General features: G+C 59.6%; 42 protein-coding genes. 10 read left to right on the top strand and 32 right to left on the bottom strand.

The genetic code is table 11. The features are described 5' to 3' along the window. Nucleotides 1–48: 48 nt before the first annotated feature. The 29 genes from F8N82_RS10280 to dnaB all read right to left on the bottom strand — a co-directional run bounded on the left by F8N82_RS10280 (nt 49) and on the right by dnaB (nt 16650). Nucleotides 49–411, bottom strand: coding sequence for a hypothetical protein (locus F8N82_RS10280; RefSeq protein WP_150776834.1), 363 nt, complete (start codon nt 409–411; stop codon nt 49–51). A gap of 50 nt (nt 412–461) precedes the next feature. Beyond that, nucleotides 462–731 (bottom strand): phage tail assembly protein T, encoded by a 270-nt coding sequence (locus tag F8N82_RS10275; RefSeq protein WP_150776833.1) that lies wholly within the window; start codon nt 729–731, stop codon nt 462–464. Beyond that, nucleotides 701–1084, bottom strand: a complete 384-nt coding sequence (locus F8N82_RS10270; RefSeq protein WP_150776832.1) for a phage tail assembly chaperone family protein, TAC — start codon at nt 1082–1084, stop codon at nt 701–703. Before F8N82_RS10270 ends, F8N82_RS10275 begins: the two co-directional genes overlap by 31 nt. Beyond that, the gene (locus F8N82_RS10265; protein WP_150776831.1) at nt 1081–1581 is read right to left on the bottom strand and encodes a phage tail tube protein; all 501 of its coding nucleotides are present in this window, start codon (nt 1579–1581) and stop codon (nt 1081–1083) included. The genes F8N82_RS10270 and F8N82_RS10265 overlap by 4 nt, the downstream gene beginning before the upstream one ends. Nucleotides 1582–1642: 61 nt before the next feature. Beyond that, nucleotides 1643–2011, bottom strand: coding sequence for a DUF3168 domain-containing protein (locus F8N82_RS10260; protein WP_150776830.1), 369 nt, complete (start codon nt 2009–2011; stop codon nt 1643–1645). Next, nucleotides 2011–2484 carry an HK97-gp10 family putative phage morphogenesis protein gene (locus F8N82_RS10255; protein WP_150776829.1) on the bottom strand — a complete coding sequence of 158 codons (474 nt, stop codon included), beginning with the start codon at nt 2482–2484 and terminating at the stop codon, nt 2011–2013. The genes F8N82_RS10260 and F8N82_RS10255 overlap by 1 nt, the downstream gene beginning before the upstream one ends. Further along, a complete protein-coding gene (locus F8N82_RS10250; protein WP_150776828.1) occupies nt 2477–2815 on the bottom strand; it encodes a phage head closure protein in 339 nt (112 codons plus the stop codon). Before F8N82_RS10250 ends, F8N82_RS10255 begins: the two co-directional genes overlap by 8 nt. After that, entirely contained in the window at nt 2812–3153 is a 342-nt protein-coding gene (locus F8N82_RS10245; protein ID WP_150776827.1) for a head-tail connector protein, read from the bottom strand. Before F8N82_RS10245 ends, F8N82_RS10250 begins: the two co-directional genes overlap by 4 nt. Before the next feature lie 3 nt (nt 3154–3156). Continuing rightward, nucleotides 3157–3642: a hypothetical protein gene (locus F8N82_RS10240; protein WP_191626723.1), complete on the bottom strand. Its 486-nt coding sequence runs from the start codon at nt 3640–3642 to the stop codon at nt 3157–3159. Nucleotides 3643–3690: 48 nt separating this feature from the next. Further along, nucleotides 3691–4878, bottom strand: coding sequence for a phage major capsid protein (locus F8N82_RS10235; protein WP_150776826.1), 1188 nt, complete (start codon nt 4876–4878; stop codon nt 3691–3693). Next, a complete protein-coding gene (locus tag F8N82_RS10230; protein WP_150776825.1) occupies nt 4868–5737 on the bottom strand; it encodes a head maturation protease, ClpP-related in 870 nt (289 codons plus the stop codon). The genes F8N82_RS10235 and F8N82_RS10230 overlap by 11 nt, the downstream gene beginning before the upstream one ends. 3 nt (nt 5738–5740) lie before the next feature. Beyond that, nucleotides 5741–7051: a phage portal protein gene (locus F8N82_RS10225; RefSeq protein ID WP_150776824.1), complete on the bottom strand. Its 1311-nt coding sequence runs from the start codon at nt 7049–7051 to the stop codon at nt 5741–5743. A gap of 150 nt (nt 7052–7201) precedes the next feature. Next, nucleotides 7202–8902: a terminase large subunit gene (locus F8N82_RS10220; RefSeq protein ID WP_150776823.1), complete on the bottom strand. Its 1701-nt coding sequence runs from the start codon at nt 8900–8902 to the stop codon at nt 7202–7204. Beyond that, the gene (locus F8N82_RS10215) at nt 8899–9372 is read right to left on the bottom strand and encodes a terminase small subunit (RefSeq protein ID WP_150776822.1); all 474 of its coding nucleotides are present in this window, start codon (nt 9370–9372) and stop codon (nt 8899–8901) included. The genes F8N82_RS10220 and F8N82_RS10215 overlap by 4 nt, the downstream gene beginning before the upstream one ends. 149 nt (nt 9373–9521) lie before the next feature. Further along, nucleotides 9522–9860 carry an HNH endonuclease gene (locus tag F8N82_RS10210; protein ID WP_150776821.1) on the bottom strand — a complete coding sequence of 113 codons (339 nt, stop codon included), beginning with the start codon at nt 9858–9860 and terminating at the stop codon, nt 9522–9524. After that, a complete protein-coding gene (locus F8N82_RS10205) occupies nt 9860–10048 on the bottom strand; it encodes a hypothetical protein (RefSeq protein WP_150776820.1) in 189 nt (62 codons plus the stop codon). The genes F8N82_RS10210 and F8N82_RS10205 overlap by 1 nt, the downstream gene beginning before the upstream one ends. Then, nucleotides 10045–10338 carry a hypothetical protein gene (locus F8N82_RS10200; protein WP_191626722.1) on the bottom strand — a complete coding sequence of 98 codons (294 nt, stop codon included), beginning with the start codon at nt 10336–10338 and terminating at the stop codon, nt 10045–10047. The genes F8N82_RS10205 and F8N82_RS10200 overlap by 4 nt, the downstream gene beginning before the upstream one ends. A gap of 60 nt (nt 10339–10398) precedes the next feature. Beyond that, complete coding sequence (locus F8N82_RS10195) at nt 10399–10596, bottom strand: hypothetical protein (protein ID WP_150776819.1); 198 nt, start codon at nt 10594–10596, stop codon at nt 10399–10401. 4 nt (nt 10597–10600) lie between these two features. Continuing rightward, a complete protein-coding gene (locus F8N82_RS10190) occupies nt 10601–10924 on the bottom strand; it encodes a phage holin, lambda family (RefSeq protein WP_150776818.1) in 324 nt (107 codons plus the stop codon). A gap of 101 nt (nt 10925–11025) precedes the next feature. Further along, on the bottom strand, nt 11026–11424 hold the full coding sequence (locus tag F8N82_RS10185) for a hypothetical protein (RefSeq protein WP_150776817.1): 399 nt from the start codon (nt 11422–11424) through the stop codon (nt 11026–11028). Further along, nucleotides 11421–11621 carry a hypothetical protein gene (locus tag F8N82_RS10180; RefSeq protein ID WP_150776816.1) on the bottom strand — a complete coding sequence of 67 codons (201 nt, stop codon included), beginning with the start codon at nt 11619–11621 and terminating at the stop codon, nt 11421–11423. The genes F8N82_RS10185 and F8N82_RS10180 overlap by 4 nt, the downstream gene beginning before the upstream one ends. Nucleotides 11622–11789: 168 nt before the next feature. Further along, nucleotides 11790–12476 (bottom strand): hypothetical protein, encoded by a 687-nt coding sequence (locus F8N82_RS10175; RefSeq protein ID WP_150776815.1) that lies wholly within the window; start codon nt 12474–12476, stop codon nt 11790–11792. Between the two features lie 10 nt (nt 12477–12486). Beyond that, on the bottom strand, nt 12487–12804 hold the full coding sequence (locus F8N82_RS10170; RefSeq protein WP_150776814.1) for a hypothetical protein: 318 nt from the start codon (nt 12802–12804) through the stop codon (nt 12487–12489). After that, complete coding sequence (locus F8N82_RS10165; RefSeq protein ID WP_150776813.1) at nt 12801–14102, bottom strand: tyrosine-type recombinase/integrase; 1302 nt, start codon at nt 14100–14102, stop codon at nt 12801–12803. Before F8N82_RS10165 ends, F8N82_RS10170 begins: the two co-directional genes overlap by 4 nt. Then, on the bottom strand, nt 14099–14530 hold the full coding sequence (locus tag F8N82_RS10160; RefSeq protein ID WP_425328533.1) for a VRR-NUC domain-containing protein: 432 nt from the start codon (nt 14528–14530) through the stop codon (nt 14099–14101). Before F8N82_RS10160 ends, F8N82_RS10165 begins: the two co-directional genes overlap by 4 nt. After that, nucleotides 14527–14772, bottom strand: coding sequence for a hypothetical protein (locus F8N82_RS10155; protein WP_224793741.1), 246 nt, complete (start codon nt 14770–14772; stop codon nt 14527–14529). The genes F8N82_RS10160 and F8N82_RS10155 overlap by 4 nt, the downstream gene beginning before the upstream one ends. Beyond that, nucleotides 14772–15071: a DUF1364 domain-containing protein gene (locus F8N82_RS10150; protein WP_150776811.1), complete on the bottom strand. Its 300-nt coding sequence runs from the start codon at nt 15069–15071 to the stop codon at nt 14772–14774. Before F8N82_RS10150 ends, F8N82_RS10155 begins: the two co-directional genes overlap by 1 nt. Further along, a complete protein-coding gene (locus F8N82_RS10145) occupies nt 15068–15271 on the bottom strand; it encodes a hypothetical protein (protein WP_150776810.1) in 204 nt (67 codons plus the stop codon). Before F8N82_RS10145 ends, F8N82_RS10150 begins: the two co-directional genes overlap by 4 nt. Further along, nucleotides 15271–16650, bottom strand: coding sequence for a replicative DNA helicase (gene dnaB / locus F8N82_RS10140; protein WP_150776809.1), 1380 nt, complete (start codon nt 16648–16650; stop codon nt 15271–15273). The genes F8N82_RS10145 and dnaB overlap by 1 nt, the downstream gene beginning before the upstream one ends. Between dnaB and F8N82_RS10135 the strand changes: the two genes are divergently transcribed. After that, a complete protein-coding gene (locus F8N82_RS10135; RefSeq protein ID WP_338918694.1) occupies nt 16649–16969 on the top strand; it encodes a hypothetical protein in 321 nt (106 codons plus the stop codon). The genes dnaB and F8N82_RS10135 overlap by 2 nt on opposite strands. Before the next feature lie 37 nt (nt 16970–17006). Here F8N82_RS10135 and F8N82_RS10130 read toward each other — a convergent pair whose 3' ends face one another. Both F8N82_RS10130 and F8N82_RS10125 read right to left on the bottom strand, forming a co-directional pair. After that, nucleotides 17007–17318: a helix-turn-helix domain-containing protein gene (locus F8N82_RS10130; RefSeq protein WP_338918976.1), complete on the bottom strand. Its 312-nt coding sequence runs from the start codon at nt 17316–17318 to the stop codon at nt 17007–17009. Between the two features lie 277 nt (nt 17319–17595). Next, complete coding sequence (locus F8N82_RS10125; protein WP_150776808.1) at nt 17596–17829, bottom strand: transcriptional regulator; 234 nt, start codon at nt 17827–17829, stop codon at nt 17596–17598. Nucleotides 17830–17859: 30 nt separating this feature from the next. Between F8N82_RS10125 and F8N82_RS10120 the strand changes: the two genes are divergently transcribed. The 8 genes from F8N82_RS10120 (at nt 17860) to F8N82_RS10085 (ending at nt 22822) form a co-directional block, all read left to right on the top strand. Continuing rightward, nucleotides 17860–18591 carry a LexA family protein gene (locus tag F8N82_RS10120; RefSeq protein WP_150776807.1) on the top strand — a complete coding sequence of 244 codons (732 nt, stop codon included), beginning with the start codon at nt 17860–17862 and terminating at the stop codon, nt 18589–18591. A gap of 124 nt (nt 18592–18715) precedes the next feature. After that, on the top strand, nt 18716–18967 hold the full coding sequence (locus tag F8N82_RS10115; RefSeq protein WP_150776806.1) for a DUF1654 domain-containing protein: 252 nt from the start codon (nt 18716–18718) through the stop codon (nt 18965–18967). 353 nt (nt 18968–19320) lie between these two features. After that, the gene (locus F8N82_RS10110; protein WP_150776805.1) at nt 19321–19638 is read left to right on the top strand and encodes a hypothetical protein; all 318 of its coding nucleotides are present in this window, start codon (nt 19321–19323) and stop codon (nt 19636–19638) included. Between the two features lie 158 nt (nt 19639–19796). Then, nucleotides 19797–20648: a ParB/RepB/Spo0J family partition protein gene (locus tag F8N82_RS10105; RefSeq protein WP_150776804.1), complete on the top strand. Its 852-nt coding sequence runs from the start codon at nt 19797–19799 to the stop codon at nt 20646–20648. Between the two features lie 6 nt (nt 20649–20654). Continuing rightward, complete coding sequence (locus F8N82_RS10100; protein ID WP_150776803.1) at nt 20655–21038, top strand: response regulator transcription factor; 384 nt, start codon at nt 20655–20657, stop codon at nt 21036–21038. 20 nt (nt 21039–21058) lie between these two features. Next, the gene (locus F8N82_RS10095; protein WP_150776802.1) at nt 21059–21328 is read left to right on the top strand and encodes a hypothetical protein; all 270 of its coding nucleotides are present in this window, start codon (nt 21059–21061) and stop codon (nt 21326–21328) included. Further along, nucleotides 21325–21852 (top strand): hypothetical protein, encoded by a 528-nt coding sequence (locus F8N82_RS10090; protein ID WP_150776801.1) that lies wholly within the window; start codon nt 21325–21327, stop codon nt 21850–21852. Before F8N82_RS10095 ends, F8N82_RS10090 begins: the two co-directional genes overlap by 4 nt. Nucleotides 21853–22411: 559 nt before the next feature. Beyond that, nucleotides 22412–22822 (top strand): hypothetical protein, encoded by a 411-nt coding sequence (locus tag F8N82_RS10085; RefSeq protein WP_150776799.1) that lies wholly within the window; start codon nt 22412–22414, stop codon nt 22820–22822. Between the two features lie 31 nt (nt 22823–22853). On the opposite strand, the gene F8N82_RS10080 is transcribed toward F8N82_RS10085, so the two are convergent. Then, nucleotides 22854–23288 carry a DUF3224 domain-containing protein gene (locus F8N82_RS10080; RefSeq protein WP_224793739.1) on the bottom strand — a complete coding sequence of 145 codons (435 nt, stop codon included), beginning with the start codon at nt 23286–23288 and terminating at the stop codon, nt 22854–22856. Between the two features lie 87 nt (nt 23289–23375). Here F8N82_RS10080 and F8N82_RS10075 point away from each other — a divergent pair, with 87 nt between their 5' ends. Then, nucleotides 23376–24014, top strand: coding sequence for a hypothetical protein (locus F8N82_RS10075; RefSeq protein WP_150776798.1), 639 nt, complete (start codon nt 23376–23378; stop codon nt 24012–24014). Nucleotides 24015–24020 lie beyond the last annotated feature (6 nt).

The raw sequence follows: 24020 nt of genomic DNA, 5'->3' as shown, positions 1-24020 counted from the left end.
CCTGGCATAAAAAAAGCCCGCTACAGCGGGCTCTCACTAGCTAACTAATCACCGAAAAATCATTCTTTTCATATCGGATCGTCTATCGGAAATGCACTTATCAAAATACTTTTCCGCACCTTCATCTAGCGGCCCGCCATAGGAATACGCTGCATCAATAACGTCCTTATTTGCTTCTAGCAGCGCCGCATCAATCGCCGTATTTATTTGAGCAAGACTTGCCCCGTCACTTTTTGCCTGTAAAACCTTCCCAAAAAGCCTACTTCTATTATGACAAGACCCTGCAGCAGAGAAGGTAGCCTCAACAACTTGCATCAAGCCATCTTTATCAAGTTCGTCGGCATTACAGCTTAAGTGGAATCCAGATAGCACTAACGCGCCGAGTGACAATTTCAATGCACGATTACCCATAAAACCCTCCATATAGATTTGTAGCAATCTACCATCTGAGGGAAGGGCTTTCACGACCACTCGCTCATCGCTTGTTCCAGGGATACCCCCGGCCGCTCCGCATGCGGCATGAAATCGATCAGCTCAGCCTTGCCACCCGCGCCACGGTTAATCTGCTGCGCGATGATGGCCGCCGCCAGTTCTTGCCGGCGCATCGGGTTCAGCGATCCATGCTTGTCCCGATACGCGACCCAGGCCAAAACTTCCGCATAGGAAAGTGTGGCCTTGGCCTCTGCGATCGAAGTGCCGCCTATGCCGTTAAGGACGAGCTCGTGCCAGATCTCTTCGGCCGGGGTGATTTCTTTGCTGGGGGGTTGTTCACTTCGTTGACGGCTTTGAGCAACAGGATGCCCAGGTCTGGGTCGAGGTTCACCGCGTCCTCGAAGGGCAGCTCTTCACCACCATCCGTACCAAGCATGATGCTGGCCGACAGGTAGCGGGCGTTCTTGAAGCGCTCTGCCTCGCCACCGGCGTGCATGAGCTCCATAGCGCCGAAAGCATGGCGGCGAACATGCACGGTGAACTTGTCGGTGACTTCCTTGCCGGTCTCGTCGACATGCTTCCACTCGACCTTTTTCGCGACCAGGGCATCAGCAACGACGCCGCCTTTCTTCTTCAGTTGTTCCAGGTTCATGGGGTGCTTCCCTTGACGATCCAGTTGAGCTTGCCGGAGCGCTGAATGGTCGCTGCGGTGCTGACGGAGGCGTTGCTTGCGAAGTCGAACGGGAAGTCCGCGACATAACCGGCGAACAGGCACCAAGTGCGGGTATTTGGCAGCTCGAAATCATCACCCTCGGTGTTCACGGTCGGCTTAATGTCCTTGCCATCGGACCAGCCGAGCGCCCAAAGAACGTCCTCGTCGCTGTCGTCCTGCGAGAGCTGGAACATCCGCACATGACTGGCGTTGCGAGGATCAGCGAGGATGGTGGCAGTGGCCTGGCCCGGCGAGCGAAGGCCTTTTTTGAATTTACGGTCGGTGTCGGACAGGCAGGTGTCGTCGATCTGATCCGCGGGCGATCCGCCCGGGTTGAAGTTGGTCAGGCATTCGACCTCCATCACGGTCCTGGGACCCGATCCGTTAGCGGGCGGCAGCAGAGCGTAGAGCTGCGAGCCTTGAGAGAACATAGACATGGCTTTTCTCCAGATATCAATAGAAAAGCCCGCACTAGGCGGGCTTCAGGGCAGACGGTGATCAGCGCTCTACATGCCAATCAACATCGAAACTTCGGTGTCGGTCTTTCGTTTTCGGGTCGCGGTCTGTAGCGCCCCAGCGGACAACGTAGGCGTGCGGCTCAATGGCGGCGCACAGGGCCTTGGTGACAGCAGCGACTGCGCCACCGGTGGCCGCGTAAACGTCCACCTGCAGCGTGAAGCCGTCGGCATCGGGGCGGCCGGCCAGGTAGTTCTCCGGACTGCCGGTAATCAGCCCCCAAACCGCGTAGGGCTTGAGCGTGCCCTCCTCCGCTTCACCGAACGAGAACAGCCGGCAGTCGACTCCGGCGCCCAACAGCGCGGTGACACCGGGATCTGCTGAGCAGACGGCGAAAATTGGCGGTTCCATCAGGCCTCCCTCAATGCAGCGTCAATCTCCTGGGCGAAGACACTGACGAATCGATCGGTAACGGCGCCCAGGTTCTGCGAGAAGGATGGGCGCATAAAAGGCGCCGGCGGGGTGTACTGGGTGCCGAACTCGATGTACCGCCAGTGGCGGGTGTCACCGCCAGGGCTCCCGCTCGCATCCTTGCTGTGCTGGTTCGCCCCTGCCCCGCCGCGAATACCGACCTTCATCACCACCCCGCCCTCGCGCCGGCTTTGCTTGCCCGATTCCTGGGTGACAATGTTCTTCCAGATCTTTTCAGCGGTTTCGGGGTCGTCGATGGCCTTGGCCCTGGACTTCGCATCATCGCGGACGATGTTCATCGCCTGGCGGGCAGCCTTGCGTAACCCCTTGCGGCGCAGTTTCGGCGCGAGGCCAAGCATTTTCTGGGTCACCGTGGCCAGTCCCTGCAGGCTTGCACTGATTTCGTCAGCCATCCTTCACCCCCTTTGAAACGAGAATGGTCAGATACTCACGCCCTGACTTGGGGTCCTCCATCGGTGGACCTTCAATGCTGTAAACCTCGCCGCGATGAACAATACGCATCGTCGGCAAGACGCCAGCGCGATAACGGATGACAAACCGTGATGTCACTTCTGACTGGCCTGCCTTCGCTGCAAGCACATCGCGAGTAGAGAGGTCGGTTTTGCTTGCCCACACTGTCGCGAAGGTCTGCCAAGTGGGCTCGCCATACTCGCCCGTGGCAGTATCGCGAACAGACACCTTCTGTTGGATTTCCACACGATGCCGCAAAGGTCCTGCCCTCATACCCCCCACCCCACGCGATACGGTGTCAATAACGCTCGTGAGCCGTTCGAAAGTACCGAGGTAGCCGTGCCGACAATCTCGTCCTCACGATTCGCGTAGAGATGCCCGAGAATCAGAAGACACGCGGCAATAACCGAAGCGTTGATGACGATCGGCGATTCACCAGCCTCGCCCGCGCGCACTGCCGCATTCAGCGCGTCCGTATCAGCATAGAAGCGACGATTCAGATAACGCATCGCCTGATCTTCAGCGGCATCAAGCAGCAGCTCCAGGTACTGGTCATCGTCATCCGGATCGCGCAGGTGCTGACGGGCGATTGGTATGCTGATAACCGACATCACCTATTCCTCCAGCGGCTCAAATGATGCCAACTTACTTTGCACAAGGTCCTCGGCGTGCCGGCGCGGAACTGTGTAAGCCGGGCCACCGCGGCGTCGCAGCTCGCCCTCATCCATGTAGGACCGCAGCGGGTAAATTTGAACGACCGATGGGTTAGGGCTTCCCGAAAGCTGCGCATCGCCAATGGCAACATCGGGCCCAGGCTGGGCATCTTGTAGATCAGCACTGCGTGCATCGGTAGCTTGGGCCAGCGCAGTCTCATCGGTGGAGTTACCTGCGCCTGGCTCAGCATCAATGGCTGCGTCGACAAGGTTGGACGTATTGTCAACGTCAGGGGCTTCCGGCGGCCCTCCCTCTCCCGTGCCGGCAGGCGAGCCTGCTTCGGCGGCATTGATGACCGCTTGCGACTGTTCCGGCACTGGCTCTTGGGCTACCTCTGATTCATTCACAGACTCGGTGGAAGATGGCGTGGTCTTGGTACGTGCCATAGCTGTACTCCAGTCGGGCGCCATTACTGGCGCCGCATAGCGGAAGGATTAGGGCGTGACGGTGGCCAGAGGACCGGTGACGAATGCTTCGTCACGGTAGATGGCGAAAGCCAAACGCTCCTCGGCACGGATCGTCGCCATGTTGTTCTCGAAGTCCTTGTCGTTCTCAGTCGAGATCAGCACTTCGATCTCCATGCGATCGAAGATCTGCGCGCCGAGCTTGAACGCGCCAACGAGGAAGTCGTTTTGCGTCATGGCCTGGGTGGACACCACCGGACGGTTCCACAGGCGTGCGTTGGTGCCGTCCTGCGGCTGACCGATGATGTAGCGCCCCTCGCCATCCTTGGTCAGCTCAATCGCTGCCCAGTCGATGGGGTTCAGCACGATGCCGTCCGAAGGGAACTCGGCCAGTTCGGCTTGCAGCAGCGCCAACCGCAACCTGTCGATTCGCTGTTCACCCACCACCGCTACCCCGGATGGAGCAGCGTACAGCTGGGCAACGGTCATCAAGCCTTGCAGGTTGGCCCCTGTGCCGTTGCCGTAGAGCAGCTGGGCTTCTTCCGCCATGGTCAGGCCGTAACGCGCGCGACCATCGATGTAGCTTTGCAACGCCTTCGCGTCATCGAGCATCTGGCGGCTCGCCTTGAACAGGTGAGCGATGGTGCGCACGTTCGCGGTAGCCAGAGCGAACGTGAGGTCGGAGTACGGCTTGGCGGTGTTCTCCGCTACAGGCTTGGCGTTGTTGGTGAAGCCGGTTTCGCGAACGTACTCAATGGAGTTCGATTCGGTGGTACCCGGCGCCACCAGGTCGCGGATCGTGAGTCGACGCTGAGGCGGCGCAAGGACGCCTGGCAAACGCTGCGGAGCCACCAGATCACCGCCAGTGGCGGTGGTGATCGCAGCACGAGGCACCGAGACACGGCGCGAGCCACGGAAGGACGAGTTCATTGCCTGCATTTCTTCGCTTTCGATCACAAGAGCGCCAACTGACTTCTGCGGCTCTTCTTGATGGTTGCGATCCCGGCTTGCATTGACGAGCTTCTGCTCCGCCTCGCCCAGGCGTGCGCTGATTTCGCCCTGCTTGGTCAGCAGTTCATCCACCTTGGCGCGGGTTTCGGTGTTCATCTCACCCGAGGCCTTGATCTGCTTCTCGACCGCCTCGGCCTGGGTTTTAATCTGGTCACCAATGCCCTTGAGGCTGGCGTTGAGTTCCTTGACTTGGGATTCAAAGTCCATGGTCGGTTCCTTTCAAAGCGTTGAGGAGGTTGGTTGCCGCGCTCAGAGAGGCGGTGAGGTCTGGAGCGACAGCGCGCGGCTTATCGGGCGGGATAGCGCTTGACGTATCCCCGCCGGCAGCGCGAGGCATGCCGGACTTGAAACTGGCGAACAACTCGCGACGTTCGGAGCGAGGCATGCCAGCTTTGGCCAGCGCCACATCCATGGCCTTGAGCGCACTGGATTGGGTCGATTCTTCGGTTTCGCGCTCGGTGATCTCGGCTGACGACAGCACGCTGGTGGCTAAGCCCAGCTCCACTGCTCGCTTGCCGCGGATGTAGGTTTCATCGTCCATCAGCTCAGCCATGTCCTCGGTGGCCTGCCCACTGGTTTCGGCATAGAGATCGGCCATCGCGGCATCGAACTCTTGCATGTCGTCGGCTACATCGCGCAGGTAGTGGCGATTACCCGCGAGGAACGTCCAGCAGTTGTGGATCATGAGGAACGCGCTGCTGGCTACCTGTCGATCGCTGCCTGCCAGGTAGATAACTGAGGCAGCGCTGGCTGCCATGCCCAGCACTTTGGTCGTGACCTTCTGGCTGTGTTGCTTGAGGCGGTTGTAGATGGCGATGCCTTCAAACATGTCGCCGCCGGGTGAGTTGATATAGACGGTAACGTCGCGCTCACCAATAGCGCGCAGCGCCGCGTCGATACGCTTAAGCGTCACGCCCTCGCCATACCAGTCTTCACCGATCACGCCGTACACGGTTATGGTCTCAGCGGTGTTCTCGACAGCCGCCTGAATTGCGGGATTCCATTTATCGAGCGCGCGCGGGCTCATCTCGCTGCGAAGGCCGCGAGACTGGATTTTCAATTTCATGGGTTACTCCTGGGCGGTGCTGCCTGACACGTTCAGCCAGTTTTTCAGGGCAGTCCGAGCGGCTTGCCCATCATCTTGTTTGCCCAACTGATCCAGCGGAACCAAGTTGGATTGCACGGTAAGCACATCACCGCCGGGCATGCTCGGTAGGTTCTCTTTGCGCCGCCCTTCGTTGCGCGTCATGAAGCCGTTTTGCCCCATGGTGCTGAGGTAAGCGGCACGACCAGTGCTGTCCGCACGCAGGAAAGCTTCGAGGGAGAATTCCGCGTAGTAGGTGATCCGGTCCACCGCAGTCATGCAGCGCTTGTTGACGCACTGCTCGATCGGGGCCGTGTAGGACATGATGCAGTAGGTCAGGAAAGCGATCTGCTGTTGCTCCAGCCCAGTCCCCCAGTTGCTGCCTTTATCGGTCTTCATCACCATCCAGGGCGGCACCCCAAACCACCGGCAGATTTCCTCGATGCTATGCCCCCGCGATTCCAACAGCTGGGCATCGATCGGATTGATGCCGATCATTTCCGGTTTGACCCCGGCCTCGAGCACGGGGCTGCGGCCAGCATTGAGCGCTCCCGAGATAGTTTTCACATACTCACGGAACTCAGTGCGCTGCTCCGGACGTAATGTCTTGTCTACCGAGAATGCCACCGTGGGCATCATCCCGTTCTTGAAAGTGCTGTTCGCAGCATCGTCAGCGGACATCGCGGCACCAAACACATCCGCGCCGTACCGTATGGCGGACAGGCCGACTCTGCCATCGAGCGTGAACGCCGGGATGTGCAGCATGTCCTCGCGCAGGATCTGCCGACGAGGGCCTTTGCGGGGCCTGAAGTAGTATTCGATTCGCCCGTCATTATCGACATCCAGATCGACGCGGGAGGGCATCAGGAAGTCGATTGCAATAACCCGCCCGGCGGAGCGATGGATCTCGCAGTAAGCGTTCCCCCACAGCAACATCGACGCCACCACCGACTGCCAGAAATGAAAGGCCGTCATGTCCTCGTTAGGACTGGAGTGCACCACGTCATACAGCGGGAAGTCCCGAGCTCCTTCGCGACTACCATCTGGCTTGCGCCGATAGATGCTGAGCGGCAATCCAGCAACCGAGGTCGAAATGATGCGAACGCACGCCCAAACCGTGGACAGACGCATGGCATTGTCGACCGTCACAGATTTTCCGCTGCTCGATTGGGCGCCGAGGAAGCTGCTCCAGAAGCCACCATCGGAAAGACGAATGGACTTCCCGAACCAGCCCCCTAGATTTGCAGATGGCCGCGATGCCGCCTGGCCGAGCGCTTGAGATAACGTTCTACTCACTGCGCAACCCTCTACGAATGAACGCCGCAATACAAAACATGCTCAGCGCTCCGGTCAACAAAGCCCATCCAGGACCCGCCAGCATCCAGACGCCGGCACACGCCATGCAGAAACCTGCCAGTGCAGCGATGATGAAAAAATGGAGTGCGCTCATGCGATCAAAGGGTCCCGAATACCGGCCATAAAGTTATCCATCCCACCACAGCCCTCAGGGTTGAGGGCCATCAGCGACACGGCGTCAAACGTCGACATAAGCGGATCGATTTTCGCTGAGCCGCTGGCCTGTTTGGTGATGGTGATTGCGTTGCCTTGAGGTACTACTCGGGCGTTACCAACACACCAGTTCATCAAGGCGGAGCCGCAGTGAACCAGCTCGCCGCCGGCCACCTTGCGCTCTGTCGTCTTGATGGCACCGTTGAGCTTCCAGCCCTGAGCGATGGCGACAATCTGTTCCATGACGATACCACGGTCCTCCGTAGTCAGTTCGCCAACGATGTCACCGATCCCCGCAGCGTCCACGCCAATGGCCAACTTCTGGGGCAGTAGGCCGCGATCGCGGATGTCACAGATGATGTCGGCAACCTGTTGAACATCGTCACCTGGTCGATCCACTACCGTCAGATCCCCGGCTCGTTCAAAGTCCACCAGCACGCTGGCAATGTCTTTGCGACGCTCGAACACAATCTTGTGTGCCCAGGCATGCGACCAGTGGAGCCATCTACGCGTGAGGGCCTCACGTCCAATCACCGTGAGGCCCAACAAGTCATCAAGCCCCCCGCCATCGATTCCAACAGTGGCCACTTCGGAACGCTCAAGTAAGGACTCAAGCGTCATGCCCTTCTCGGCGGCGGCCTCCCAGTGATCGGAGCCCGCCCAACGGTCTGAGCGGAGATCCAGGCCAATCTCGACGTTAAGGTGTTTTGCTAGGAAACCCCGTACAGCACTCTCACCTTCCGCCTCGGCTTCCTGGTACTTCTGCTCGATCACCTGCTGGTCGACTGAAAGCCCCCAGTTGGGATTAGTCACATGCGCGTTGGCGAGGTCGCGATGCTCGTTCCGCTCGATCATCTCTTTCGGGAACTCGTAGATCACCGGCAGGAAGCGTCGATCTTCGATTTCGCCGTTTCGAACTTTGCGCGCGTAATCCAGCTTGGCTTTGAACACGCCCGCCGGCGGCTCATCAGACTGCGTTGTACAGTAGAAAACAAAGCCCTCAGGGCGCGACGCCAGACCGCCAGTGGCCTCAACCAGCATCTTCGCCGACTTGGCCTGCTTACCGAATTCCCATAGTTCGTCAATAAACACACCAGTGGCTTTCTTGCCGGTGACGGTGGCCGAGTCAGCTGCGACGACCTTCAGGTTCGCCTTGTTCAGGTTGTCGGTGACGATTCGGCTGTATTCCTGCACGTGGAACCTGGCCTGCAGATCCTCGTCGGCGTCGATCATGTCCCTGATCGGCTTGAATGCGTTGTCTGCCGCTTCCTTTGTTGGCGCGAGGATCAAGAACTCGCCCGAGGGCCGCGTGTTCAGGATCAGTGCAGTCAGCATGATGCCTGCGGCGATCGTGCTCTTGCCGTTCTTCTTGCTGACCATCAGGAAATAGTTGGTGATCAGCCTGCGTCCGGCTTCCGCGTCGTATGCGCCGAAGAGTGCAGCCACTACATCAAGCACCCAGTTACGGCAGGTCTCTCCCATTAACGGACTGCCGTCGGCATCGACCATTCGAAGGTTCCCAAACACGTCCAGTGCGTCTTCCGCCTGTTCGGGGAAGATCGGCTCCAGCGGCACAAGTGCCTGGCCACGAACGATCCTTTCTTCCCAGTCTGGGCAGGCGGTAGTCCACGCTCTCATTTGACTGCCTTCAGGTGACGTTCACGCAGCCCGAAGCGGCTGCCGCTGGCTCCGACCTTCGCTGCGTCGTCGAGCTTCTGTTCTTTCTTACCCATGCCGGATTTCTTCCCGTGGAAGTACGGGAGCGCCGACTGGGCAGCGTTACGTCTGTCGAAGATCTTCGCCGTGGGTTCGTTCATCAGCGCCAACAACCAAACGAGAGGGTCGTCGGTGTTTGGCAGCTCAGCCAGGTCACCGGATTCGTCATCCAGAGGGCTGGGCTCAGGTGCATCGCTCGATGCTTCCGGTTTAACATTTCGGACGGTCTTTAACTTTTCCAGAGCGGCGACAACGTCAGGGTCTTTGGCGAGTCTCGACCCGGCTGCCGATGCGCTGCCGGCCGCGTAACCTGCGGCCTCCGCCGCTTCTCGGTTCGAGGCACCAGCGGCCTTGGACTCGACAAAACGGCGCTTTTTATTTGTTAACGCCATTAACAAAAACCTCTGAAACGGGAAAAAAATTCACGCGTGCGGGAGGGGGTGGTCTAGAAGCGAAAAGCTCTGAACTTTCGACCCACCCTCCCCCTTAATATCGGGGAATTGACGTGCCTCAACCTAATGCGGCACGCCACTGACGTGCGTCAGCCAATCAGGCCTGACGCCTCCTCGGCGGCCTTCACCACGTCATGGCAGGGACGGCACAGGGTCTGCCAGTTGCTCCGATCCCAGAACAGCTTCATGTCGCCTCTGTGCGGGATGATGTGGTCGACGACTGAGCCTTCAGTTACACGCCCTTCGCGCTGGCAGTACACGCACAGCGGGTGAGCTTCAAGCCAGCCGACTCGCGCCTTCTGCCACTTGTACCCATACCCACGTTGCGCGGCCGTGCCCTTGGTTGATCGCCACGAGTCAGAGTTCACCGAGGCAAGCCGGGACGGCTGGGCCTGCATGGGAGGCTTGAGGGAGGTGAGCCTGGCCATCAGCGACCGCCATGAACGGGCGCGCCGCTCAGGTAGGTCATCGGTATTTCATCAACATCCACGTCCTGCTCATCGGCCAGAGCCTGGATCAGTACCACCTGGTTCTTTGCGATCTGCTGCAGCAGTTCGGTCTGCTTCACCTGTTCGGCCAGCATCCGCCCCAGCAGCGACACCTGTCGCATACTCATGGCGCCACCCGAGCGTGCTCGCGGGCAGTGCTCTTGAGGTCGGAGATACCCACCTCAACGAACCGTGCGTTGGCGCAGATAGTCGGGATCTCGCGCGGCAGGACAGTGATAACTGCATGCCACACACCGTCCTCGACCGAAGCCTTGAGCTCCACACTCGTCACGCCATTCAGCTCGCTACCATCACTCAGCAGAACCTTGGTCCCCATTACGGGGTGGGGATTGTCCGGATGGCTCTTTACTGCCGGTACGATCGTCGCCACCGACAATGATTTGCTTGGCTCGCTCATATGCCACCTTTGTCCATTTGTTGATCCATTCGCGCCGGGCGGCGCATCCGCTGCAGGCCATCACTCAGTCCTACGCATGTTGAGCTGCTGCGCGATATCGGCAGCTCGCTCACGCACCTCCAGCACCTGGCCGTCGAACGTGTGGACGATGGCGCAGATGCCGTGCCACTGCGAGCTGGTGCCGGCCTCCTGCACGCGGGCAATGGCGGTTGGAGCCAGATAGTGCTGGCGGCGGTTGACGTCAGTCAGCGTGATCATGGGGTCACCCTTGCGCTTTGCGAGACAGGAACAGGTCGGAGTAGCCGCGCAGCTTCTCCACACCCATGAAGCCGACAGCACCGCCGGCGAAGGTGGCCATGCCCTGCGGTAGGCCCATCCATTCGAGCAGTGGCACCAGGGCCAGGGTGATGAGTCCGCACAAGGCGCCCTCCAAGAACATCTGCCGGCGTGTTCCGCCGCCGTACACAACGCGCAGCGCGGCGATTACAACGGACAGGCCAGCAGCGTAGAGCTGTGGCTGGTGGGCGATCACCCAGGCAATCACTGCGGCCCACAGGCCGGGGTCCTTCTCAGGCATGTTTGGCATCTCGATTCCTCCCGCACTGGGGAGTAGAAACTAAAAAGGCCCGCCAGAATGGCGAGCCTTTAGGGGATGGATAGTCGAATTGAGTGCGAACAATGCGTCACTTATCGATTATGAGGTGCATGCTTCCTGATGCTTCCAAATGGCGCAATCGAAGACTTATCTTCAGTGGTTCCCGATTCTCGAAGTACTCCCATGCGCTTAATAAGCAAGCCTCTAAAGCGAAGGTTTGGCGTTCTCACAACCATATACTTTCCGGAATCATCCCTGGAAATCGTTTCTTCAACGTCAGCATTCACACGGCGCAACAGCTCGGCGGCCTTGTCCGCATCAAGTATCGAATTGATATCTGCAGCAGCAGCCGCTTTGATGGCTGCTTCAGCTGCATCGCTGGCCTGATCATTGGTGGCAACCAGCTTTGCCGGCTTTCGCCCACGGTAAACCGCCACTGCGATCAGCAGAACAATCCCTACGGACCAGAGGGTCAGAATAAGTAGAGTCACAGTTCCTCCTCAAGCATAGCGACCACATAGGATGCAACGACTACGAAGAAGCTTATAGAGCACATGGTAGCACCTGCGCGCACCGTATCCGCATCCAATGCCGTCCCGAGGATCAAGGTTGTCGCACCAGTCACCAAAAATCCGGTTCCAATGCACAGCAGCAGGTTGGTGATCCACCGGATGGTTTTGTTGTTCATCATCATCCTTGCGAAAGGCATTGCGCCGCATGAGCCAACGTTACACTGATGCTAAATAACAAAGCCCAGCTCAAGGGCTGGGCTTTTGCAGCATCACTCCTCATCAACGCGCAGGAATGACAGGATGGGGATAATGTCGCTCAGTCGCTCACTGATGTCAACAGGTAATCACGCTGCGTCTTTCATCAGTAGCCCTTCAGCCTCCAGAATCACACGCACTTCAGCCAAGGCATCGTCCACCATGCCATCAAGCTTCTCGTTGATCTGAGCTCTCCAGCGACGGCGCGTCGGCTCGGGCGTGGCGTCCAGGTCCCAGGTGTTCATGTCATAGAAGCTGTCGGCCAGGATGATCACATCCTCTTCCAGCGCTTCGATCCGCCGCCTTTCAGCCTGGCCTGCAGCGACTGCGGCATTCACCGTCGCCTCCCCGCGCCATGGTGATGCATCGAGCGGCACCTCGACCGACACTGAGCGCGGCGCCTTCCGGCGAGCCCCCTTCAGCTTCGGGATAGCCCAAGCCGTCACTGCCTTATAGATGAACAGCTGCGGCGCCGGGCTGGCAATGAGCGGCCTCACCGCCGTGATCGCCTGAACCTTCTTCACCTTGCTGGTGCTGTACTTCGCCACAAGGGCATCCCAGTGGCGATCTTTCAGCAGGTGATGTAGGCGCGCCGACAGCCAGTAATCCACCTGGGTACGCTCCAGCCCATGCGACTGGCCACCCAGCGAGGCCAGGCAGCCACCCTCCTCTTCAGCCGCCTTGTACAGCTTCTGCCAGGCCTGCCCTTTTGCAGCCCCCTTTTCCCCCGCAGCCAATGCTGCAACCACTGCTCCCGATACGCTTCCGTAGACCATGTCCTTCCCCTCAATCCAATGTTCTGTTCGAACCACCGGCACCGCGGCGGTTGTTGTCCTGGTAAATCGCCTCCGGCCCAGTGGCCCGAGGCTGTTTCAATTCTTCGATCTGTCGCTGTGCGGCCTGCAGGCGCAGGCTCAATTGCGTGACTAGGTCTTCCGTTGGCAACGCTTCCCCCGTCGCGGCGACCACCCAACCTGAGGCGTTGCACTGCACGCAGGCCAGGTCATGGAACACACCCTTGATCAGCGCCTTGCCACGGCAGGCCGGGCACTGATCCAGCTCCACCGCCTGCTTGCGAAAGGCCGGTCCGTGGCTCTTGATCATGCTTTTGAAACCTCGCTATTAACAATTTTCGGAATTGCCTTGCAGGCCACGCCGTTCATGGGCTGCACAGGGTTTTGCGAATCTTCATATTGGGCGCCTGTCAGGTTGTGAACCGCGTTGAATCCGCGCTCATCTAACCAGGCGTGCCACTTCTCCAGCGCGGCCAGACGCTGCTCCCGGGCCTGGGTGTTGATGTAGGTCGAGGCGATCTTGCCCAGCGAGTGGTTCAGCAGCATCTCGCCGATGTGGCCGTCGATGCCCAGGTCGGTCCAGGCAGTGCGGGCGACCTTGCGCAGGTCATGGCTGGTCCACTCACCCTGACCCAGGCGAGTGAACACGGCACTGGCTTGGCCCTCGCTCAGTGCCCGGCCGCGCCGCGACGGGAACAGGTAGATGCCCTCGTAGCCCTGGGCGGTCTGGGCAGTGCGGTATCGACTCAGCATGGCCTTGGTCTGGGCGGTCAGCGGCAACCGGTGCTCGGTGCGGGTCTTGGTGTGCTCGGCCGGAATGAACCACTCGTTGTCGGCCATAGAGATATCGGACCAGCGGGCCAGACGGGTCTCACCCACCCGGGTGCCGTGGCACAGCATCATCAGTGCAAGCATGGCCTCGCCGGGTTCGCTGTCGAACAGGCCGGCCAGCATGGGCACCAGTTCGACCAGATGCACGCCGCGCAGCCGGGCCGGCTTGGGCATGATCCGGGCCTTGGTGAAGTCAACGAACTTCAGTGCGGCCATGGGGTTGGTATCGATCAGCCCCAGCTTATGGGCTTGACGGAACGCGACCACCAGCAGGCCGAACAGTTGGCGCACGTAGGACAGCGAAAGCACTTCCTGCGCGGGCCACATCAGCAGCTTGTCCAGCTCAGGTGCCGACACGGCCCGAATCGGCAGATCGGCCAGGCGTGGTTTCAGGTGGCACGCAATGGCCGACTTGGCGCCGGTCTTGCGCTTGGCCGATAACGAGCGGTCGCGGCTCATGCGGTCGCTGTACCAGTCGAGCAACTGGCCAACGGTGGACAGGCCGCCCAAGGCAACGGCGGCGTCTGGATCACGTAGCAGGCGCTGACGCAGGGCAGGCAGCTCGGCCAGCACCGCGGCGGCGCCCAGCTCAGGATAACGGGCGATCTGGCTCCAGGCCTTGCCCTTCACCAGGTACCACGACCCGCGCTGCCGGTCCTGGCCGAATCGCAGGTACAGGCCGGGGTGACGCGGGTCGCGCAGGTCATGCACGGCGGGGTCGGCGGCCTGCCGGCGGATCTCGGCGTCGGTGAACTTCACAGCGCGGGTCTTGCTCATGCCGCCGCCCTCGTCTGCGGCTGCAGCAGGTAGGCGCGGATCGCTTCCATCGCGTCGATGGCGCCACGGCAGACGATGGCCAGATAGCCCTGTTCGAGCAGCGCCTGGATGCAGGCGTCCTGGCTCGGCGACACGGCGGCGTCGTATGGCGGCTTCGCCTTGAATTCGATGTATAGCCCGAAGTACCCGCCGCGCGCCATCGGCAGCACCAAGTCAGGGATACCGGCCTTCACACCTTGGGCCTTGAGTTTGGCGGCGACCGCCTTCACCCGGTGCCCACCGTTCGGGACGTGATAGATCAGCTTGGCGGCGGCCGGGTAGCGTAACGCTATTTCGCGCATCAGCGAGGCCTGCTCCAGGCCTTCGCGGTCAACGGGCTTCGCGCGCGGCGCCCTGGCCCGTACTGGTTTCATGATCGCCTGTTTCACCGATCCCCCTCCCCTAGCTGGGCCTGGATTTTCGCGATGCCTTCGGGGGACATGAACACCCGGCCACCGAACATAATCATCGTGTCGCAGGGGATCTCCTTGGCGCGCGCGCGGAATCGAAGGGCCGGAGCATTCTTCCAATGGCACCATTTGCGCTCAGTTTTCCAGCGAATGGTTTTCGTCTTTGGCAGGTGCTCGCTGACGTAGACCGGGATTCCGCTGAATGTCATGGCTGGGGTCATCACGCGGCCACCTTCCCTTCGCTCACCAAGATGTCGAGTGTCCGCACCACGCCTTCGAGGTGCATGAACCGCAACTCGTCGCGGCTGAACATCGTTTTGCTGCGACCGTCGCAGGCGTCGTGGCAGGCGCTGCAGGCGTGGGCGCCCTGCAGGTCGTTCGGTTTCATGCCGACGCCACAGGTGCCGGCCATGCGGTAATGGGCCAGCACGGTAGTGTTGGGGTCGCCGTTGCAGACGCCCGGAATGCGCACCTGGCATTCCCGGCCACGCGCTGCTTTGGTCAACTTGCTCTGCTTCATGCTCGGTCGTCCTTGTTGAGGTCGATGACGGTGAAAGTGGCGGGCCACATCTGCAGGCCATGCAAGGTCGCCGACTGTTCGTCGCGATACAGACCCACAGGCGGATGTGGCTCGGAGGTGAGGTCGAGCAGATGGCCACAGGCGTACAGGGCCCAGTGGTACTCGGTGAGGTTGGGGGTCAGCATCTTGGGGTCGGCCATCAGAACCGGTCCTTGTTGGCGTAGCGGCGAGATAGAGGGGTTACCTTCTCCTGCTGCGCCTTCGGCGCCGGAGCCCAGCCGGCGGCCAAGTTCTCAAAACGGTTGTACTGGCCGAGGAAGGCGGTACGGACGGTACCCATTTCGATATCGCGGCCCTTGCCGATGATGATCTCGGCAATGCCTTTGGCCTCGGTGTTTTCGTGGTAAACCTCGTCGCGATAGACGAACAGGATCACGTCCGCGTCCTGCTCGATGGCGCCTGACTCCCGCAGGTCAGAGGCTACCGGGCGCTTGTTCGGGCGCTCCTCGCATTTGCGCGAGAGCTGGCTGAGCAGCACCACCGGAATGCCGAGCTCTTTCGCCAGCAGTTTGCAGCCGCGACTGATGCTGCTGACCTCCTCGGTGCGGTTGCCGCCGTCACCTTCGGCCAACTGCAGGTAGTCGATCATCAGCAGGTCCAGGCCGTACCGCATCTTGTGCCGGCGCGCCATGGATCGGATGCGGCCAATCGAAGATCCGGCCTTGTCGGCGATGTACAGCGGCGCGAACTGAATGGCCTTCGTCGCGACAGCAAGTTCAGTGCCGTGGTCCTGGCATGCAGTGCCGTTCTTGACCAGGGTCAGCGGGATACGGCCTTCGGATGCGACCAGGCGATCAATGAGCTGGCCCTTGTTCATCTCCAGGCTGATGGTCAGGGACGACTTGTTCTGGCGAATCGAGGCCTCGCCGATAAACCCCATGGCAAGCGTCGTCTTGCCCATGCCTGGGCGCCCAGCGACGATGTAGAGGTGGTCAGGCTGCAGGCCGCCAATCTTGTCGTCCAGCTCCTTCAAGCCGGTAGAGATGCCGATCAGCGTTTCGCCGCGCGCGTACCGGTCGTGTCGTTCCTGCCACACGTCGAGCTGGTCGATCACGACATCGCCGGCCTTGACGATATCGTCATCACCAGCACCGCAATCGATCGACATCGCGGCAGCCTGGACTGCAGCAATCTTCGCCTGGACATCCTCAGTGCCCTGGGCAATGTCCATGGCCTGCTCGCCCAGGCTGTACAGGGCGCGCTCAATCGCTCTTTCCCGCACGATGCCCGCGTAGGTCTTGGCACTGGCCACGCTCGGCGTGTTGTCAACGATCTCAGCGCAGTACGCCAGGGCTCGGTCACCATTCGGCAGGTTACCGATCTGCTCGCCTACGGTCAGGAAGTCCACGGCCTTGCCGGTGGCTCTGACAGCCATGATCCCGCGAAACACTTCGGCGTTCTCAGCGAAGTAAAACGACTCAGGGGAAAGGTCGTCGCTCAAGGTATCGATCAGCTCAGGGCGAATCATCATCGCGCCCAGGAGGCCGTGTTCAGCCTCGATGCTGTACGGATCACGCATGGTAATTTCCCTCTACCACTTTGACGAAATTGGTCGGTGCTACGAGCCAGTCGAAGTTGCACCGGAACGGTTTGTTGTCGCGGCCCCCTACCCGACCCATCAGCCAATCGCTGGCCTGGACCATGCCGAAGAAGTCGCGCCAGAAATCGAGATCCTGGTGGACAGGGCTCTCAGCCCACCGAGCCTGGATCTTCGACTTGCGGTCTTTGTTGACCAGGACAACCCGAGGCAACTCGGGCAACAGCTCGTTGAACAGTTCGACGATCTGGTCGACCGGGGCCTGATTCGAGGCTTCGCGGGTGCTCGCGGATACTCCTGACGGTTCCTTGATGGTTCCCTTACGGTTCTGGGGGCATTTAATGCCGGGGTGTGGGGCATCTGTTGCCGGGGTGGGGGCATTTCTTGCCGGGGTGCCTCGGCATCTGTTGCCGGGGGCATTTGCTGCCGGGGTCGTAGCTGTAAGGACTGACGGTGTACCAGGTCGAACGCCCGGCCCGCATGTGTGCTGTCAGGACTTTCGCCTCTTCCAACCAGCGCAATGCATTTCGCACAGCCCGCTCCGAAAGGCAGGTCCGTTCTGCAATCCTGGCTACCGAAGGCCAGCACGCGCCGTCGTCGTTCGCGTTGTCTGCCAGGGAAATCAGCACGGACTTCTGAGCAGGGCTCATCCCCTGTAAAGGCCAGCAAGCGCTCATCAAAATGGTGCTCACACAACACCTCTCGACTGGATCACCTGACGTGACAGATTTGGCGCACTGCCGAAAACTGACGCGCATGGCCCGGTATTGCTTGCATCGATCGCTATGTGCATACTCGACCTCACGTTGTTTGTCGAAGAAGCCGGTCTAGCCACCGGCTTTTTTTCGTCTGCGATATGGCTACTGGATGAATCAACAGCTAAACCAGATCACTACTGGCGTATTGCCAAGTCGTCGATAATTGCTGTCACCGGGAGGCGGTGGGTTCTTCTTCCGGATAAAGGTCTGGGCGCAGCTGGTGGCGCGTTACTTGGCCATCAACTGCCTTCTCAAATGGGATAACGAGGTCCGCCGGAACGCGCTTATTGCGATGCACGCATTGCCAGATTCGGGGCTGGCTCGTATTGCAGCGACGGGCTAGCTCTGCCTGGCCTCCGGCCAGACGGACCACCGTCTCTACGGGTCTTTCTTTCGCTGGCATGTGTGTTTGCCTCAATGGATCGTAGACACGATGATAACTCAAGTTATTAATGAGGCAAACACATGTTATTTGAAGGGCGATAACGCGTGTTTTACCCTTAGCGTTATGAATGAAGACAGCGGAACACTGAAAGACCGTATCTACGCGCGGCGTGTAGCGCTTGGCCTGAGCCAGCAACAACTGGCTGAGAGAGCCGGCGTGAGTCAGGTGACGATCCAGCACCTGGAGAGCGGACGAAACGCAACCTCCAAGAGATTGGTGGAAATTGCTCGCGCATTGAATGTCTCAGCCGAGTGGCTGGACTCGGGCAAGTCGACCACTGTAGAGCCATCAAACGTGGCCCCCACAGTTCAACCGAATATGTCCTACCGATACCCAGTTATCAGTTGGGTGGCTGCCGGAGCCTGGGCGGAGGCCGTCGAGCCATTTCCACCCGGATTCTCCGATCGCTATGAGATCTCCGATTACAACTCGAAGGGCGTGGCGTTTTGGCTTGAGGTTCGAGGCGACTCGATGACCGCGCCAACAGGAACTAGCATACCGGAAGGAATGATGATCCTCGTTGATACCGAGGCCGAGGTGACGTCAGGCAAGCTCGTGATCGCCAAGCTGGCGAACAGCGGCGAGGCCACCTTCAAGAAGCTTGTCGAGGATGGCGGCAGGCGCTACCTAAAGCCGCTAAACCCGGAATACAAAATGGTTGAGTGCGGAGAAGACTGCCGAATTATCGGGGTAGCAGTTCGAGTAATGGGCAAGCTGTAACCGCCCTTCATCCAAGAGCCCGGCCCTGCGCCGGGCTTTTTCATTTCACCTGGCCTGGTCAATCTTGCCGAAGATCCATACCTCAAATACTGTATATTCATACAGTTTTCAAAGAGGTACCTACATGAACCAAGGCATTCCCGACACACAAATCTCCCCCTCATCCTACGAACTTCTCGGTCGCCGAGTGCGGCGCCTGGTTGTCTCGCCTCATGTGCAAAAGCTCCAAGCCGTAACCGTGACCCCTGCTCCAGGTGAGCTAGAGGAAGACTGGGAGCGGCTCCTAGATGAATTAGGCAACACCGACGGAATTCGGATTGATCGCCTCGAGAGCGGCGCCTACCGCATTGGGTGGCGCGAATACCTCGACTACTAAGCAAAGCCCGCCTCCGAGCGGGCTTTCTTTTGCAAGAAAAAATAACCTAGGTTATTGACACATTGAAAACTCACGTTATCATTCGAAGCCATAACTCACGTTATACACATGCCGGATCACCACCGGCCAGCAACAAAGGCAGCGATGGACAGGCCTCAACAGTCCAGAGGGTTGGCAACTGACCCGGGCGTGCAGCGTAAAGCGCCAAGAACAGTTATCCGGCGGACCAGGGTCGCGGTCGGAGACAACAATTTGAAGATTGCCAAAGACCGACGCCAGCAGCGGGTCGCGGCAGATTTCACTGGCTGGCCTTGGCGACAGGGCCAGACGGGAAATCAAACGGAGCACCTCCCATGAACAAAGAAGAAATCTACGACAGCCAAGTCAGCCCACTGATGCAGCAGGTGATTCAGATCGCGAGGGATAACGGTATCGCCATGATCGCAAGCTTCGCCATTGGCCATGAAGACGGCGGCCCCAACGGCGAGGATGCCACCAGCCTAACCGTGACCACCCACTTGCCTGATGGCGACGATAAGTTCGATGCACGCTTCAGCAGGTCGGCGAACACCATCCGCAGCGGTTTCTCTCTCCCCGGCAGTACAGGCTCAGTCATGCACATGACTACAACCAAGCCTGACGGTAGCAAGATCCTGACCGCGGTTATCTGATCAACCAGCGCCACGTCAGCCTGACGCAAACTGCCCGATCACCTGGTCTTCCCTAGCACCAGGCTGCATCGGTAGAGCTCTTCCTGGTCCTATTCAAGGGTTCAGGGCGACAGTGCAGGAAGAGCTCTACCAATGCAGCCCGACGGAAATTAATTGCGATGGCAAAGTCATTCAAACAAATGATCAAGGACGGCGAGGTTCGTCGAGCCGATGCGATGAAGGTCAAGCTTGAAGACCTCCATGAAGAACCCGGTTTCAACCTTCGTACTGAAGGTGCGGCCCTCGAAACCAGTATTGAGTTGCTTGCCGAGTTCATTGCTGAGGGCGGCCAGATACCGCCCCTTGAGGTGCGCCCGCGGGCTAATGGCGGAGTCTGGGTTGTTGACGGTCATCGTCGTCGCCGAGCGCTCCTAAAGCTCGATGCAGCAGGACGCTTGCCAAGGACACCGAACAAGGACAACCCTGATGTTCTCGAAGCCTGGGTATCCGTTATTGCCTTCGAAGGCAGCGATGCCGATCGGGTTGCACGGATTATCTCCAGTCAAGAAAACGAGAAGCTCTCCCCTCTTGAATTGGCTGAAGGCTACAAGCGGCTCAGGGCGTTCGGCTGGACCAGCGATCAAATTGCGAAGAAGGTCGGCAAGACGCGTCAGCACGTTGAGCAGGTCATCACAGTTGGCAATGCGAATACCGACGTGCAGAACTTGATTGCAGCAGGTCAGGTCTCGGCAACCACTGCAGTTCACGCAGTTCGCCAACACGGCGACGCTGCTGGGCAGGTGTTGAGCTCGGCGCTTGAGAAAGCCCAAGCCAACGGCAAGAAGAAGGTAACCGCAGGAACCATCAAAGGGCCTTCTATTCCGAAGCCCCGTCTCGAAGCCGTACACATCGCCTCAAGCAATTTGATTGCAGCGCTCGGGCAAATTGACGAGCGCGCCGAAACCATTCCGCTGTCCACCGACCTGGTAATCAAATTGCGTGCAGCCCTGGACGGCGCTCAGCTCAGGTAACTCATCATGGAAACGATCACCAGCGGCTCATGGAAGGGCTTCCTTGGGCGCGGCCTGGCTCCGCGTGAATTGGAATGCCTGCTAGCGGTGGCCCAGGGTATGACCGCAAAAGAGATCGCCCGCCTGATCGACATTGCACCTGGCACCGTCGTAAAGCGGTTGAGTGCGGCCATGTTCAAGCTGGGCGTGCAGCGCCGCACCGCCTTGGTCGCCGAGGCCATGAAGCGCCAGATCATCAGCCCGATGTGCATCCTGCTGGTTGGGTTGATGGCTATGCACGTTGTCACGGGTGACACCGACCCGATGCGCCGCGACCGCCGTGTGCCTGAGCGGCGCATTGCCCAGGTCCGAATCATCCGCAAGGCCGAATCCTTAGACCTGCACGCTTGATCCCAACAGAGGAAGACACCATGCAATCTGCCATGCAAGAGCGTGTAAGCGGCCTTGCCGACCTGCGCGCCCGCACCACCCTCTCCACTGCTGAGTTCTTCGCAAAGATCGGGCGCCCGGCTCCGGTGCAGAGCATCCGCTACCAGGTCGTCACAAAGGCCAAGGCCTACCACATCGTGGAACTGGCCACCGGTAAGACCAAGGGTTTCTGCTTCAGCTATCGGGCAGCAGTGAACTTCGCTCAGGCTCTGGAGGCAGCTGCGACACGCAAGCTGGTCGGGAGGCAATGATCGGCGACCCTATCCCCAATCACCGCCAGCAGGTGCTGGATCAGCTCAGCGCCAGCATTGACCAGTTCTTTGCAGGTGGTGGGCAGCCAACCGAATTGCCCGCCTTCGAATACCGCCCTCGCCGTCCACACCACGGCAGCCATAACGCCGAAGGAGACTCAACAGCCCGGGCTGCCGCCACGCAGAAGCGCCAACGGGTGGAGCGCGCTCGGGAGGCGGCGAAGACCATGACCCTCGACGAAGCCTATCGCTCCCTCGGCATCAGTCGCACGGAGCTGCACCGTCTGGCCAAGGAAGCCGGGATCTTCTTCCAGAGCTGCGACAAAGAGCGCCAGCGCCGCGAAGTTGCCCGCCAGGCCAAGGCCGAAGAGAAAGCCAAGCTGGTCGAGCTGATCAGGGCGAACAGCGGCATTGGCCTGAGCCGGAACTTCGTCGCCAAGAAGCTCGGTATCAGCAACCACTACCTGGTGCGCCTGGCCGAGGAAAACGGAATCGACTTTCCGCGCTGGAGCGACAGACCTTGAAGCGCATGAACCGCGTCCGGCACGGCCGGCGCCAGCAATGGATCAATCGCCCTCCCAGCGGCTTGTTGGCGCATGATCACCCTTAAGGCTTCTCGTCCTTCACCGAAATACCCGAAGCTGCGGCGGTTAGACGGTTCAAAGAGCGGACCGAACCTGAAAGCGCCTGGGAAAGCGAATCACCAAATTGTTCAAGACCCTTACTCGCAAGCATATCTATCAGGGCCGCCAGCTCGTCCAGCTCCATTTCAATGCGATAGTCATACTCGCCGCTCGAAGGCCGGTGCCTACACCGTCGATGCTGTATGAGCACTACGGGGCCAGGACCAGTGATAGAGGTTCCGGGTGATTGAATTGGCACTGAAAGGCTTAGTGCTGGTGAAGATGGCTTTTTTTGACCTAATAGAGTCCAGCCCTCTTTGTGATTGGCGCCTTGACGATGGATTTCCATTGTTACCCCGCTAAGCGGCCCCATGCCGATCCCTCGTAATACCCCATCCCAAACCAAATTGCCACCATGCCGCATCCGGCCACGGAGGGCGGCGCATGCATGGAGAAAGCCATGAGCAACTACAACTGCGACTACGTTCGCCGCCACTACGACGTACCAGCCGAGATCGGGCGCCGTGTAATCGCGAACGGCGAGCCCGGCGTGATCATCGCCGACCGCTGCCATTACATCGGCGTCATCCTCGACAGCGACCCGAAGAAGCGTATCCGCAACTACCACCCAACCTGGGAAATGCAGTACGGCGAAATGTCCGAGAAGCTGCCGCTCAAGCAGTGGGAAGTGCTCACCAACGGCATGTACGACTGGGATGACGTGAAGTACATGCTTGGCGACGCGCGCCATTACGTTCGGCGCGTATGGGCGGCCACTCGCAGCCAGGCCAAGTATCGGGCCTACCAAGAGCTAGACGAGTGCTTCGAAGACGCCGCGGCAATGCTGACCTTCAAAGTCCGCACTGCCTGACCTTTCTGCGCTGCCAGCCAGCCAACGAAAATCAGATTTGATGATCCGGTAACGCGTAGTCAAATTTGTATGAGTGCTGCCCATCGGTGATCGTGATGACCATGCTACCAGTTAGCCCGGAAAGCTCGTCAGTACCGGAATCAGGTACGACGGTGATGGACTGAACGGGTGTCCCACGATTCATAGTCGAACTGTGTTGAAGTACGAAGCTACCGCTGCGACCGTGCAAGGTTCCATGCACAGTTTCCATAGCAACGTAGCCGGCAGAACCTTGAACACTGCTGCGGAAGGACAGCATCTCACCTTGACTGGTGGCTTCAAGCTCACCATGAAATCGCTTGTCTAGAGACATTCGGCCAAGGCCAGTTCCTTTAGCGGTGCTGCTTAAGAGCTCCGGATTGAGTGTGATTTCAAACGGCCCGTTGGCTGTGTGATTCATTTCAAGTTCCTTTTGATCCAGCCCCATGCCGGTCCCCCGTAATACCCCATCCCAACCCTAATTGCCACCATGCCGCATCCAGCCATGGAGGGCGGCGCATGCATGGAGAAAGCCATGAGCCAGTTCTACTTGCAGGACAGCCGCAGCCATGTCGGCGACGGCATGATGTTCTGGGCGAAGGAGGGCCGCGGCTACGTGACCAACCTGGACCAGGCCGAGCTGTTCACCTTTGAGGAGGCATGCCGCCACCGCGATACTGATATCCCCTGGCCGAAGGAGTACATCGACGCCAGGGCGCACTACGGCGTCGACTGCCAGCTGATGGATGACGATCGGCGCGTCGCTGGGCTCCAAGCCGGCACCAATGTCTACGTGCACGTGCCAGGCGACTGGAACGGGAACGATGTCTACTGGGTTAGCGAGCAACGCGGAAAGGTGACCGAGAACCTGCAGCAGGCTCTCAGCATGGATCTGGAAAACGCCCAGTTCACGTATGCCAATCACGCCGGCCAGGGCACGCGAGTTTTCTGGCCAGCAGCCTACATCGAGGAGATTCGCCGGCGCCTGGTTCATCGCCAGAACGTCGACCACAAGCTTGCCCTACGCGTGGCAGGCATAAAGATGCCCAGGCCGCCCAAGGTCGCCAAGCGCCGCGAGCCGATGCTCAATTGCCAGGGTTGCGGACGCTTCATCAGCTGGGATGGCCGGTTCCTGAATGACTGCCGCAACTGCGGCGCGAACAACTGCCCCTGACCCTCC

It is taken from the genome of Pseudomonas fluorescens (genome assembly GCF_902497775.2).
GTDB lineage: Bacteria > Pseudomonadota > Gammaproteobacteria > Pseudomonadales > Pseudomonadaceae > Aquipseudomonas > Aquipseudomonas putida_F.
This window is presented reverse-complemented; position numbering and strand designations above follow the sequence as displayed.